Source organism: Pseudomonas sp. Root569, from assembly GCF_001427465.1.
Taxonomy (GTDB): domain Bacteria; phylum Pseudomonadota; class Gammaproteobacteria; order Pseudomonadales; family Pseudomonadaceae; genus Aquipseudomonas; species Aquipseudomonas synxantha.
In genome coordinates this window covers 59,711-72,378 of the sequence record NZ_LMGQ01000001.1, presented here as the reverse complement: position 1 = coordinate 72,378, position 12,668 = coordinate 59,711, and the positions used below count along the sequence as shown (strand labels likewise).

11 protein-coding genes are annotated in these 12,668 nt (G+C 56.5%); 2 read left to right on the top strand and 9 right to left on the bottom strand.

Annotated features, from left to right (window positions below; genetic code table 11):
- Window positions 1-97: 97 nt before the first annotated feature.
- Window positions 98-1,192 carry an iron-sulfur cluster carrier protein ApbC gene (apbC, locus tag ASD70_RS00410; protein WP_056845414.1) on the top strand — a complete coding sequence of 365 codons (1,095 nt, stop codon included), beginning with the start codon at window positions 98-100 and terminating at the stop codon, window positions 1,190-1,192.
- A gap of 494 nt (window positions 1,193-1,686) precedes the next feature.
- Here apbC and fdxA read toward each other — a convergent pair whose 3' ends face one another.
- Window positions 1,687-2,010, bottom strand: coding sequence for a ferredoxin FdxA (gene fdxA, locus ASD70_RS00405; RefSeq protein WP_046071163.1), 324 nt, complete (start codon window positions 2,008-2,010; stop codon window positions 1,687-1,689).
- 142 nt (window positions 2,011-2,152) lie between these two features.
- The gene (gene mutS / locus ASD70_RS00400) at window positions 2,153-4,732 is read right to left on the bottom strand and encodes a DNA mismatch repair protein MutS (protein ID WP_162252743.1); all 2,580 of its coding nucleotides are present in this window, start codon (window positions 4,730-4,732) and stop codon (window positions 2,153-2,155) included.
- A gap of 191 nt (window positions 4,733-4,923) precedes the next feature.
- On the opposite strand from mutS, the gene ASD70_RS00395 reads away from it, so the two are divergent.
- Window positions 4,924-6,180, top strand: a complete 1,257-nt coding sequence (locus tag ASD70_RS00395; RefSeq protein WP_056845412.1) for a PIN-like domain-containing protein — start codon at window positions 4,924-4,926, stop codon at window positions 6,178-6,180.
- On the opposite strand, the gene ASD70_RS00390 is transcribed toward ASD70_RS00395, so the two are convergent.
- The 7 genes from ASD70_RS00390 to ASD70_RS00355 form a co-directional block, all read right to left on the bottom strand.
- On the bottom strand, window positions 6,143-7,423 hold the full coding sequence (locus tag ASD70_RS00390; RefSeq protein ID WP_056845411.1) for a site-specific integrase: 1,281 nt from the start codon (window positions 7,421-7,423) through the stop codon (window positions 6,143-6,145). The genes ASD70_RS00395 and ASD70_RS00390 overlap by 38 nt on opposite strands.
- A gap of 263 nt (window positions 7,424-7,686) precedes the next feature.
- A complete protein-coding gene (locus ASD70_RS28815; protein ID WP_156382900.1) occupies window positions 7,687-8,613 on the bottom strand; it encodes a hypothetical protein in 927 nt (308 codons plus the stop codon).
- Window positions 8,610-10,601, bottom strand: a complete 1,992-nt coding sequence (locus ASD70_RS00380; protein ID WP_056845410.1) for a DNA cytosine methyltransferase — start codon at window positions 10,599-10,601, stop codon at window positions 8,610-8,612. The genes ASD70_RS28815 and ASD70_RS00380 overlap by 4 nt, the downstream gene beginning before the upstream one ends.
- A 325-nt stretch (window positions 10,602-10,926) precedes the next feature.
- Window positions 10,927-11,469 (bottom strand): hypothetical protein, encoded by a 543-nt coding sequence (locus ASD70_RS00370; protein ID WP_056845409.1) that lies wholly within the window; start codon window positions 11,467-11,469, stop codon window positions 10,927-10,929.
- Window positions 11,466-11,864 (bottom strand): hypothetical protein, encoded by a 399-nt coding sequence (locus ASD70_RS00365; RefSeq protein ID WP_056845408.1) that lies wholly within the window; start codon window positions 11,862-11,864, stop codon window positions 11,466-11,468. Before ASD70_RS00365 ends, ASD70_RS00370 begins: the two co-directional genes overlap by 4 nt.
- A gap of 50 nt (window positions 11,865-11,914) precedes the next feature.
- Window positions 11,915-12,241: a pyocin activator PrtN family protein gene (locus ASD70_RS00360; protein ID WP_056845407.1), complete on the bottom strand. Its 327-nt coding sequence runs from the start codon at window positions 12,239-12,241 to the stop codon at window positions 11,915-11,917.
- Between the two features lie 140 nt (window positions 12,242-12,381).
- Complete coding sequence (locus ASD70_RS00355) at window positions 12,382-12,666, bottom strand: phage antirepressor KilAC domain-containing protein (protein ID WP_056845406.1); 285 nt, start codon at window positions 12,664-12,666, stop codon at window positions 12,382-12,384.
- Window positions 12,667-12,668 lie beyond the last annotated feature (2 nt).

The following is a 12,668-nucleotide window of genomic DNA, read 5'->3' as shown; positions in this document are numbered from 1 at the left end:
TTTCAGAATTTTCGGCGCCTCAGAAAGCATGCCGTTCGCCGGCCGGAACGGTTAGGATAGCCGCCTGTTTCAGTCAGTCTTTTTTCGGGAGTAGCCCATGAGCGCCGTCAATCGCGCAGCGGTGGAAGCCGTTCTTCGCCAATACACCGACCCTTATTTGAACCAGGACCCGGTCAGTGCCGGTTGCGTACGTGCCATCGAGGTCCAGGGTGACCAGGTTTCGGTACAACTGGAGCTGGGCTATGCCGCCGGCCTGTTCAAGAGCGGTTGGGCGCAGATGTTGCAAATGGGCATCGAGGGCCTGGACGGCGTGGCTTCGGCCAAGGTCAACATCCAGTGTGTGATCGCGCCGCACAAGGCTCAGGCACAGATCCCGGGCCTGGCCAACGTCAAGAACGTGGTGGCGGTGGCCTCCGGCAAGGGTGGCGTGGGTAAATCCACCACCGCGGCCAACCTGGCCCTTGCCCTGGCCCGGGAAGGTGCACGGGTGGGTATTCTCGACGCCGATATCTACGGGCCGAGCCAGGGCGTGATGTTCGGTATCGCCGAAGGCACACGGCCAAAGGTCAAGGACCAGAAATGGTTCGTGCCCATCGGGTCGCTGGGCGTGGAAGTGATGTCCATGGCCTTTCTTACCGATGACAACACACCGATGGTCTGGCGGGGGCCGATGGTCTCCGGTGCGTTGCTGCAACTGGTCACCCAGACGGCCTGGGGCGACCTCGACTACCTGGTGATCGATATGCCGCCAGGCACTGGCGACATCCAGCTGACCCTCGCGCAGAAAGTCCCGGTGGCGGGTGCGGTGATCGTTACCACGCCCCAGGACCTGGCACTGCTGGACGCCAGGAAAGGCGTAGAGATGTTCCGCAAGGTCAATATTCCAGTGCTGGGCGTTGTTGAGAACATGGCGGTGCACATCTGTTCCAACTGTGGTCATGCCGAGCATCTGTTTGGTGAGGGCGGGGGTGAGAAGCTCGCGACACAATACGGCGTCGAACTGCTCGCCTCGTTGCCGCTGTCGATGGATATCCGCGAACAGGCCGATGGCGGTAAACCCACTGTTGCGGCCGAACCCGATGGGCAGGTCGCGATGATCTATCAGGAACTGGCCCGTCATGTGGGCGCGCGCATCGTGTTGCAGGAAGCGGCTGCCCCGGCGATGCCGACCATTACGGTCAGTGACGACTGATCCAGTCGAGGGACAAAACGCCTCGACGTGGTCGGGGCTTTTTTTGGCTCGCTTACAGGTCAAGCATGCGACTTCGCGCATTACCCAATTGGGCGTGTAAGCATTCGCTTACTTTCTCGTAAGCGTTTGGTTTTTTTGCTGGGTGTGTACGTCTCAAATGCGTGCGAGTTTTTTCTATCCATTTGAAATATAACAATTATTTATCTTAATTTTGGTGTGGGCGCGTGTCAGTTCGCACGTTGGATCCCGTTGAACTTCTCATTGAACCCTCTAAGATCAGTCCTGTGTCCACGGATTGACACAGCCATCAAGGAACGATGGTTTGAAGGAATGTCGCAGGATGCGATTCATCAGGATGATGAAAAGGAATACAGGGACTAGGGAAAAAATGTGGGCGGGTCATACCGCCCCTTTTTTCGCCTGCAGAAAAGTAAAAGCGTCCTTCATAAACGCAAAAAGGCCCGCAAGGGGCCTTTTAGGGGGCGACGACGCTATCAGCGTTCGAGGTCTGCAATCTTACCTTTCTTGCCATCCCACTCCGCGGCATCGGGCAGCGGATCTTTCTTCTCAGTGATATTCGGCCAGATCTCCGCCAGCTCGACGTTCAACTGAATAAACTCCTGCATCTCCGCCGGGACTTCGTCCTCGGAGAAAATCGCGACGGCCGGGCATTCCGGCTCACACAGGGCGCAGTCAATGCACTCATCCGGGTGGATAACCAGGAAGTTCGGGCCTTCGTAGAAGCAGTCCACCGGACACACTTCTACGCAGTCGGTGTACTTGCACTTGATGCAGTTGTCGGTGACGACGAAGGTCATTTCTAATTTTCTCCTCAGGCGGCGGCAGCGAAACCCCTTCCGGCGGGGCTCGCGAGGTTTGGGAGCGATAGTCTGCAGGCCAGGCTAAAAGCCCACAGCATCCCAAACCGCGCGAGAGTCTACCAGCTTGCAAGCGTCTGCGTTATATCCGAGTCTTCAGTGCATATAACATTTCGAGCGCTTTACGTGGTGTCAAGTCATCCAGGTCAAGCTTGGACAACTCATCCAGTACCGGATGGGGCAGGCTGGCGAACAGATCGCTCTGGTGCGGCGCGGCCGGTTTCTTGCTGGCCTTGGCGGGGCTGGCGACCACTGTTTCATGGGGCAGGGCGGTGGTTTCCAGGCGGCTGAGGTGCTCGCGGGCGCGGGTGATCACGTCGTTCGGCACACCGGCCAGCTGCGCCACGGCCAGGCCGTAACTCTGGCTGGCTGGCCCTGGCAGCACATGGTGCAGGAACACGATGCGCTCATTGTGCTCAGTGGCATTGAGGTGCACGTTGGCCACCAGCGGTTCGCTTTCCGGCAACACCGTCAGTTCGAAGTAGTGGGTGGCGAACAGCGTGTAGGCACGCAGATGCGCCAGGCGTTCGGCCGCCGCCCAGGCCAGGGATAGGCCGTCGAAGGTGCTGGTACCACGTCCCACTTCATCCATCAGCACCAGGCTACGCTCGGTGGCGTTGTGCAGGATGTTGGCGGTTTCGCTCATTTCCACCATGAAGGTCGAACGCCCACCGGCCAGGTCATCACTGGAACCGATCCGCGTGAAGATGCGGTCCACCAGGGACAGCTCGCAACTGGCTGCCGGCACAAAGCTGCCGATATGCGCCAACAACACGATCAACGCGGTCTGGCGCATGTAGGTGGATTTACCGCCCATGTTCGGACCGGTGATCACCAGCATGCGGGTATCGTCGTCCAGCGACAGATCGTTGGCGACGAACGGCGTGGTCAACACTTGTTCCACCACTGGGTGGCGACCTTGCACAATGCGCATGCAGGGCTCGCTGACAAACCGTGGGCAGTTCAAATCAAGATTCAGCGCTCGTTCTGCGAGGTTGCTTAGTACATCCAGCTCCGCCAGGGCGGCGGCGGTGTCTTGCAACGGCGCCAGGCGGCTGATCAGGTCCTCGAGCAAGGCTTCGTACAGCATCTTTTCCCGGGCCAGGGCGCGGCTTTTGGCCGACAGCGCCTTGTCTTCGAACTCCTTGAGCTCCGGGGTGATAAAACGCTCGGCGCCCTTGAGGGTCTGGCGACGTTGATAGTCGATAGGCGCCGACTCGGCTTGCTTGCTCGGCAGCTCGATGAAGTAGCCGTGAACCCGGTTGTAGCCGACCTTAAGGTTCGCCAAGCCGGTGCGGGCTTTTTCGCGGGCTTCCAGGTCAATCAGGAACTGCCCGGCGTTTTCGCTCAGGGACTGCAGCTCATCAAGCTCGCTGTCATAGCCGGTTTTCAACACGCCGCCATCACGGATGATCGCGGGCGGGTTGTCGATGATGGCTTTTTCCAGCAGTGCCGCGAGGTCCGGGTACGTGCCGGCAGTCACCGCCAGCTGTTGCAGGTGCGGCGTGTCCAGCTCGGTCATCGCCACTTGCAACTGCGGCAGGGCGCTCAAGGCATCACGCAGGCGCGCCAGGTCACGGGGCCGTGCATTGCGCAAACCGATCCGTGCCAGGATACGTTCGATATCGCCGATTTCTTTCAGTTGCGGCTGCAGCTTTTCAAAGCGATAGCCGTCCAGCAGGCAGGTAATAGACGTCTGACGCGCTTGCAGCACGGTCAAGTCCCGCAGCGGACGGTTCAGCCAACGGGTCAACAAGCGGCTGCCCATGGCGGTCTGGCAACGGTCGACCACCGATTGCAGGGTGTTATCGCGCCCACCGGCCAGGTTAGTGTCCAGCTCCAGGTTGCGACGGCTTGCGCCGTCGAGCACCACGGTATCGTCCAGGCGTTCATGACGCAGGCTGCGCAAATGCGGCAGGGCGGTGCGCTGGGTTTCCTTGGCATAGCTGAGCAAGCAACCCGCGGCGCCGATGGCCAGGGTCAGGGTTTCGCAGCCGAAGCCTTTAAGGTCCTGCACCGAAAACTGCTGGCACAGGCTTTTCAGCGCCGAATCACGCTCGAAATCCCACGGCGCACGACGCTTGGTCCCACGACGCTTCTCGGCGGGCAAATCCTTGGGCCAGTCATCCGGGATCAACAACTCCACCGGATTGATACGCTCAAGCTCCGCCAGCAGGTTCTCCCAGCCCTTGATCTCCAGCACACTGAAATTGCCACTGGTGATATCCAGCACCGACAGGCCGAACAGACGCTCATCCCCCAATACCGCAGCGATCAGGTTGTCGCGACGCTCATCCAGCAGCGCCTCATCACTCACCGTACCTGGGGTGATGATGCGCACCACCTGGCGTTCCACCGGCCCTTTGCTGGTGGCCGGGTCACCGATCTGCTCACAGATCACCACCGACTCGCCCAGTTTCACCAGCTTGACCAGGTAGCCTTCCAACGAGTGATAAGGAATCCCACACATCGGAATCGACTGCCCCGCCGACTGCCCGCGCGCGGTCAGGGTAATGTCCAGCAGCTTGGCGGCCTTCTTCGCGTCTTCATAGAAGATCTCGTAGAAGTCGCCCATGCGATAGAACATCAACTGATCAGGGTGCTGGTTTTTCAGGCGCCAGTACTGCTGCATCATTGGGGTGTGGGAGGACAGGTCTGAAATTGCTTTGTTCATCAATGGTTTAGAGTGGTTCTGATAAAAGGGTGGGGCAGAAATGGGGCGAAATCCAAACAGGTATCGACCAGATTTCTGTTGAGTTGAGTGAGGTTAACATAGGGGCTGGTAGAGATCGCCAGTCGAGGCTATGTTGAGGTGGACGCCATCACCTAGCTATCACCCAAGGCTAAAGCAAAATGAAAAGCGAATTCCCAGGTTTTTTTCCAAGTGAGATGAATGATATCGACAAAATGTGGGACGACTGCATTTTTGTTCTAGATGCCAATGTGCTTCTCGATCTTTATAGATATTCAGATCTTACTCGTGAAAAGCTACTTGAGGTATTTGAGGCATTAGGTGAGCGGCTCTGGATTCCTCATCAAGTAGCGTTCGAGTATTTGAATAATCGACTAACCGTCATAGGTGAGCAGGGGAAAATATATGATGATGCTGTGAAGAAGGTAGAGGTTCTGAAGAAAAGTTTAGAAAGCCATAATCAGCATCCGTTCGTAAGTGAGGAAACGCTCAATGAAAGTTTGGCGGTGTTTGCGCGATTAGTGACAGAGCTAACCGATAATAAACGTGTGCATGACAAAAGAATCAATTCAGATGAAATAAAAGAGCAACTAGGAGAGTTGTTTGAAGGGAGAGTCGGGCGGGCTTTTGATCGTGAGAGCTTGGAGGACATTTTGAAGGAAGGCCAAATCAGGTACGAGCAGAGAATTCCTCCAGGATTTTGTGACGTTAAAAAAATGTCTGATTCCGTTATTTTTGAGGAGAGGTGTCGGCCTTATGGGGATTACATAGTTTGGTTGCAAATTCTCGACAAAGCTAAGCTTGAACGTACGCCAGTGGTCTTTGTGACGGGTGATTCAAAAGAGGATTGGTGGTCTGGATTTCAAGGGAAAACTCTTGGGCCTCAGCCAAAGCTGATCGAAGAATTCCTTTCGGTGGTTGGTTCGTCGTTTTATATGTACTCCCCCGATCGTTTTTTAGAGAGAGCCAGTGAATATCTCAATAAAAATGATTCTGAAGAGGCTGTTAAAGAGATTCGTGATATTCGAGTCGATGATCGGGATAATATGTTGTTAGATTTGGCGCTCAATGTTACTTGGCCTAAATCTCCCGGTAAGTGGCGCTTCGATAGAGTTTCGCAAGTTTGGGTTAAGGATGGTGCCAGCAGGCTTAGGGATCGTGAAGAGGAAATCTTGCACGCCTTACAAGAGATTAAAACTGAGTTAAATATGCTGACTGGCCTTCATGCTAGTTTTATTGCGATGAACGTTGATCGAGATGACGATGGCTTTAGGCGGTGTGTTGAAACAATACGTCATTTGTCCCAAAAGCTAAATCGATTGGAAAGCGATCTTGAGTTGGTCCGCCGCGAGCTTGTATCCATAGCAACGGCGGACGCCGTTAGAACTGTCGATGACGGGGTAGTGAAAGAGGGTTAGAGCTATTTTGCGATTGTAATGCCGCCCAGATGCTTTGGAGCTCGGAAGGGGATTCGTCGTCCATCCATTTGGCATATACCTCCACAAGCATAGTGAAATCTTTATGTCCCATCTGCTTCGCAATAAATGCAAGGTTGCCACGAGCTGTTAGGCACCAGCATGCGTAGGTGTGGCGAGTCTGATATGGTCGGCGCGGACGGATGCCGGAACGCTTCTGGATCGCCGTCCACTTGGTATTCCAAGCAGTGGGAACAAACCAAGGGTTTATGATCTTCTTGCGCGCCTGAGTGGACGGGGAAAGTAATGGGGTGACGCTATCTTTCCGGATTTCATGCCTATTTTGGAACACCTCAATGGAGCGTGCAGGATGATCTGCAACGAGCGACATCAATACCCTGCAGGCTTCGATCGCTGGCGGCATTAATAGTACTGAGCGCGGTTTGCCTGTTTTGGGAACCTTGAACGTGCCGTTGGCGGTTATGGCGCGGGTGATGTTGATCTGCCCCGCGTCCAGGTCGACGTCCTCTACAGCTAGCGCGCATAGCTCACCTGGTCGAAGCCCGGTATACACGGCCAAGGTAATCGCTGCAGCGTCCTGGGGGTGGAGGCATCCTTTATCAACAAGCAGCTGGAACTCGTCACGAGTAAGCGGATCCGGCTCTTGGCCCTGCATTGCGAACCGATTGCACGCTTCTGATAATCCCTTGCGGCAATATCCATTGGTCTCGCACCAGCTCAAAAAACCAGCGAACGTCGCCAGGTAATGGTTTACGGTCGATGGCGCTCGATCAGCGATCAGCAAGGTCCGCAGCAGCTGGATGTCTTCAGGTAACAAAACGCCGGCAAGACGATCAATGCCCACCAGAGCAGTGCAGATGTCCAAGGCGTAACCGTACTTCTCCTCCGTCATCGGCGTGATGTCCACCGCCTTCAGCGGCTTGTATCGCTCCAGCAGCGCGCCGAGCCTTTCGTCTTTGGCACTGCTGTAGTTGGTCGCGTGCTTCGAGTTGGGAAAGTGCCGGCCATAGTCGAAATGGCCGGTTTTTATCTCGTGAAGAATCGCCGCCCTTAACAGGGCGGCGTGTTTGATGTTGGCTTTGGTGATCGGAAGGCCGAGGGATTCGCGGCAGCGTATACGCCGCCACATGAACACGACTCGCAGGTTGCCGCCGTGTATCTCAATCCCCTTGTGCTTTGCCAGCTCGGTTTCTAAGCCGCTTCCTGAGGTGCGCTCTCGGCCCACTTGTCGTACTCCGTCATATTGATTGCTATACGGCCGTCTGGGGTCTTTCGCCAAATACGGCCTTGGGCCCAAGTGCCGTTTTTTACTTTGTGGCGAATAGCGTCTTCACTGTAGCCAGTAAGCTCCGAGGCGCGGTTGATCATTACCCATCTAGGGAAGCTCATGCTAAATCCTCCAGCATTTTAAATAGTGCGCCGACTGAGTTGCTGGATTGCAGTGAGCTCATGGAGGTTAAGAGCAAGGCTGAAAGTTCGTTATTCATTTCATTCACCGCTCATTGCGTATTTGGTCTTGCTGTTCGTTGATAACTCCGGCAGTAGCACTCTGGCAGGCTTGACTGTAAAACAAGTTCCCTCTATTTCAACCGTTTGAATGCCTCTTAGGAATCCAGTTATATCTATGTCAATGCCGTTTTTTAAACGGCGCTGATGCGCGGCGACCAGATGTAGAATAGGGCGCTTCCTGCCGGTAGCTGTAAGCGGTATAGATCTTGCGTAAAGCAGGGACTTAATTTGCTCAGGCATAGATCCCAATCGAGCTAAGCAATTGGACTCGCGTGCTTCAATTGTCCAGCAGTAGCGACTATCAGCTATGAATTGCAAGGCGATTGAAGCCATAGCTTCCCGCCCTTTCAGTTCTTTTTCCGGCGTCGTTAGATATTCGCTGGTTTTGTACCGGCCAGCTACGTCGAAGCGTTGTTCGCATGCAACTACTTTGCCTTCTTTAGTTACACAAAAAAACGAGCGTTCACCTTCAATAAAGTGGTTTTCAGATGCGGCAATTATTATTTCGTACAGTTGTCCGCCCGAACGTCTGTGCCAAGTCTTTGGTAAGGTGTTGGCTTGTCGAACGTATGCCGTTTGAAAAAAACCTCCGTACTCGTCGCTGGGCACTTGTACCGTTTTTGTAAAACCTACACATCCGACGGTGGGTAAAGGGTCATTGATAATGTCAAATTCCCAATCCCCAGCATTAGTTGAGCTGGGCGCTATGATGAATCTATCTTTGCTCGGAACGTAAGGGCCGATTCCTCTAATTAAATTCATCCGCTCCAGGTTGAGTGTGTTGGGGCCGGCGCCTTTGTTTTTTTTGATTCTTGTTTCAAAACATGTGATCAGAGCCGCAGCCACAGAGTCTTCGAATGAATCAGTTGTCCAGAGATCTTGATTGTCTGAGCATGATGGTTTCATTGTCTTTCTCCTTGCTGTGCCATGCTCAGGGCAATTGCCACGGGCTTGACCCAAATCGACACGTTGCTAAGCATGAACGTCTCCCCAGCCTCAGAAAGCAGCAGGGTCATGCCGAACACATCGGCCATCGCTCGGGCTGCAGCGCGCGGTACTGCGTTGCCAATCCGCTCCCGGTGGCTGCCGTCATTGATACCGTCCAGCCGGAATACACCTGCCTGTTCAATCTTGCGAACTCGCTGCATCCGCTCGATTTCATGGGCCGTCTGAGGATCGGTTGACCAGTACTCATCTGGATCAAAAAGCGATTGAAGCGCGGCAAGCTCCAGGGTGGTGAACGGGCGGTGCCAGGTGCCGTCGAGGCTGGTGATCATGCAGGTCAGCCGGTCATTGGGCGCTGGCATTCGCTGATCGGCAACCGACCACCGGCCGTTGTCGTGACAGGCGCTGGCGGACACTGCGCCGGCCGGCGTGTTGTAGTCGACCACTCCATAGTGCCCGCCGGTCAGATAAGCATCGCCCTTGGAGCGCGACATGCCTGGGCGCGGATCTGCGATCAATAGAGCTCCGCTGGCAACCTGTTGTGAGCCGGTTACGGTCTTGGCGCTCTCGCACCAGGGCGTGATCCGCAGCTTTTGGGTGCTGGCGTTCGGGTGCCAATTTTTGTAAGCAGGATCTGCCACGGCGAAAGCGCCTTGCCCGGTGGTGCTGCCGGCGATGACGGTGCCGGCCGGCTTGCTGTAGTCGGTGACCAGGTACTTGCCGAAGCCCTTGGACGGTTGCCGAGGATCTGCAACCGCCTGCCCGCCGGAGCTGGGGCCGTGCCCTGCGGTGACAGTTCCGGCGGCTTGGTCGTTGCGAACGACCCGGAATACGTTGTTGTGACGCTCGCCGCTCATGCGCGGGTCTGCAACGCTAAACGTCCCTTGGCCTGGGCTGCGCTGACCGGTTACCACACCACAGTGGCGGTTGTAGGGCAGCACGCCGTACTGGGTGTATTCAAATTTGCTGGTCGGGCGCGGATCTGCCACCGAAAACTTGCCGTTCATGGGCCGGCTCGCACCTGCAACCACGCCGGCTGTATCATCCCAATCGACAACCCCGAGCACGCCGTTGTGGTATTCCGGCACGATCACGAAGTCACGAAGATGACCGTCCTCAATCGCAAACCGACTCAGGCTGCGCCAATCCTTGCCTGCCTCAACAAGAGCCAGGCGTACCCAAGTTTTCCACTGCAATGCCGGCACCCGGTGCATCGGCCCCGCCTGCTCGATATCGCCGGCCAGCGGCATGCGGCTCAGCACATCACCGACAGCGCGCAGGCTCCGCTTTTCAGGTTCATATAAGAACGCCGGGACCTGCTCGACGTGCCTGGCCACCAGCAAGAAACGCTTGCGGCTCTGTGCCAGCTCGCCAATTTCGCCACAGTCGTGGGTGGTTTCCGCCACCGCGTAGCCGTAATGGCGGAGCAGCTTGGTGATCTGATCCAGCAGGTAGCGGCCACGGGTTGCTAGGCGCGGCACGTTTTCGAACACGATCAACTTCACCGGTTTGTGTTTCCAGGCTTCGCACATCAGCCACACACACCGCAACGTCAGCTCGTTGAGCGCCCGGTATTTGGGAGTCTGGCTCATTGTCTCGGAAAGCAGGCCCGATGCGCCCTTGCAGGGGCTGCTGATGAACACCGCGTCCGGGTCTTCGTTGCCGGCGGCGCGGCGCAGATCCTCGGCGGTGGCTTCGATCCAACCGGCTGGCGGCTGCTGGCCGTGGAACGCTGTGTACTGATCTCTTGTGAACAGGTCCATCAGCGTGCCAGGAACACCTGTCATCATTTGGAAGTCGCGCAATCCGGCGGGGTCGACGTCGACCCCGCCTAGGCAGCGCCATTCTGCCTGCACGGTGCCGAGGACTGGCTTGGAGTCGTTGAAGCCAGCGGCGCCGCTGCCCAGGCCACAGCAGAGGTGGAAGTGGGTGAGGGTGCGTTTAAGCATCACCAAGTCCTCCCGGTGGCAATACATTGATCGCAGAACTCCATAGGCCAATCGCTGCAGGTTGGGCAACCCTGCTCGGCAGCGTTCGAGGCGTGCGTATACCCCAAGGCAGGCTGCGCGAGCGGGCGTACTGAAGCGGTTAGCGTTGCATCACTGAGCGCTGCCCCGCGCAGCTTTTCGTGGGGTATAAGTGCCTCGGCAGTGGCGCTGGGAGGAGCAATAATGCCTGCTGCTACGCAGCAGAGACTGTTTGTTTCTAGGGTGTTGACGCTACCTGCAGTGCGGAGCAAAGCGGGCTGGGCATTGGCGTTGTCCTGGTGGTTCTTCATGCCGCTTTCCTCCGGTGTTCAATAGCGAGTTGGTCCATCAGGCGCTGGTGGTAGGTGTTGCGTGCCTCTGCGGCAGGCCATGGACGGATGATTTCAACCATGGGCTCGATGCCGACCAAACAATCCCAGATAGCCGGATCGGTTGGCATGAGGTCGCGGCGCTCGGTGGCCAGCGCAATCAGGTCAGCCTGGTGTATGCATGCGGGTAGATCTAAGGCCAGGTCGAAGCGCTCACAGATGCGCCCCCAAACGACGTCCTCAAATCCTCGGTAGTCGGGCATCCACTGTTTCAGTGGCCGGGTCATATCGCCCAGGTACGCCTCGGTCGCATCGTGGAGCAGGGCCGCTAACTTGTGCTCTTCCGGCACCAGCTCGGCGACGATGCAGCTGTGTTGTGCCACGCTGTAAAACTCGCGAGTGTGGCCATTGAATCGACACAATTGGGCCAACGAGTGCGATATGTCCCGTGGGTCGATCATGTCGGCGTCTGGCTCGTACAGGTTGAAGTGCTTACCGGTGAACGTGAGGATGAAGTTCATGCTGCATCCTCCAGAGTGAATGGATCCAGCAGGGCAGCCATGCCCAGAGCCTTGTCACGTAAGGCAAGTGCTTGCGTTGCCTGGCTCTCGGATCTCACTGCTCTGAAGGTGTCAGCCGCAAGCTTCAGCTTTTCGGCGATGGCTAACAGGGTGAGTCGATCTTGTGGTTTAAGATCCAAGATAAGTTGCAGGCGCCGGCATCGCTCGGTGACTTGCTCAAGTTCGGTAGCGCTTGCTGACTCGCCCTGGTCTATCCCTTCCATAAAACCCTGAGCGTGGCCATCCTCATAGCCCTCGGCTCGACCATCCGTTAAGCCGCCCTTGTAGCCGACCCAGTAGAGGATCCCAAGCGCGATAACGATGCTGATCAGTGCGTATATTTGAATTGCAGTCATGTGGTGTGCTCCTGGTGTTGTTGGCTGGTGGTGGCAGCCGTTGGGGATTACTAGCCTTGCTCGGTTGAGTCGGTTTCTGGTCGCGGCATATCTTCATCCGCCCTATAGGCGCGAATGTCGATTAGCGAGGCCACATGCTTGATGTGGGCGTACTTCGGTGCCTTGCGGCTGTTGACCAGTGTGGTCACGGGCAATTGAATTCGGCCTGTGGTAATTGCGTCGGCAAAAGATCCTTCGTTGAGGTTCCGGAAGTACCGTTCGCGCAACTTTTCCACCGGGATCAGAACGTCACCAAAGGTCCGGTACAGAAGTTCGACTGTCACCGGATCGGGTGCGGGCAGCAGTCTTAGTGGCTGTTGTTCAGCGTGTGCAGTCATTGGGTTTCTTCCGTTGAGGATGATTCCAGGCATTCAGGCAATGGCGTTTAGTCAGCTCCCGCAGATGCTCCGGCACTTCGAGGAGCGCGGCGTTGCGCTCCTCGCGTGTGCGCATGGCGACGATCTGGCGGGCGTACTCCCTAGGCCACGTCACGGTTATCAGCCTGGATGGCTGGTAGTTCGAGGCCGAGCTGTTCGGCCAGCCAGCGAATACCGGCTTGCCGAACCTTGGTCGACTGGCTGTACTGCATGCCCGCTTTCTCGTGGTACCAGTTGCTGTCTTTGATCCGCAGGTACTCCCGGTCACGCACGGGGAGAGCCGGCAGGTTGCGGTCGTTGAGCAAGCCCTTGTCACGCATGAGCGCGATCAGCTTGGGACGGGTCAGGCCGAAGTACTTGGCGGTTTTTTGGAGGTCACGTTCCATCA

What these genes read in the sequence shown, in the direction of transcription:
- apbC (WP_056845414.1), top strand. Translation starts at nt 98, where the DNA reads ATGAGCGCCGTCAATCGCGCAGCGGTGGAAGCCGTTCTTCGCCAATAC.
- fdxA (WP_046071163.1), bottom strand. Translation starts at nt 2,010, where the DNA reads ATGACCTTCGTCGTCACCGACAACTGCATCAAGTGCAAGTACACCGAC.
- ASD70_RS00395 (WP_056845412.1), top strand. Translation starts at nt 4,924, where the DNA reads ATGAAAAGCGAATTCCCAGGTTTTTTTCCAAGTGAGATGAATGATATC.
- ASD70_RS28815 (WP_156382900.1), bottom strand. Translation starts at nt 8,613, where the DNA reads ATGAAACCATCATGCTCAGACAATCAAGATCTCTGGACAACTGATTCA.
- ASD70_RS00380 (WP_056845410.1), bottom strand. Translation starts at nt 10,601, where the DNA reads ATGCTTAAACGCACCCTCACCCACTTCCACCTCTGCTGTGGCCTGGGC.
- ASD70_RS00370 (WP_056845409.1), bottom strand. Translation starts at nt 11,469, where the DNA reads ATGAACTTCATCCTCACGTTCACCGGTAAGCACTTCAACCTGTACGAG.
- ASD70_RS00365 (WP_056845408.1), bottom strand. Translation starts at nt 11,864, where the DNA reads ATGACTGCAATTCAAATATACGCACTGATCAGCATCGTTATCGCGCTT.
- ASD70_RS00360 (WP_056845407.1), bottom strand. Translation starts at nt 12,241, where the DNA reads ATGACTGCACACGCTGAACAACAGCCACTAAGACTGCTGCCCGCACCC.
- ASD70_RS00355 (WP_056845406.1), bottom strand. Translation starts at nt 12,666, where the DNA reads ATGGAACGTGACCTCCAAAAAACCGCCAAGTACTTCGGCCTGACCCGT.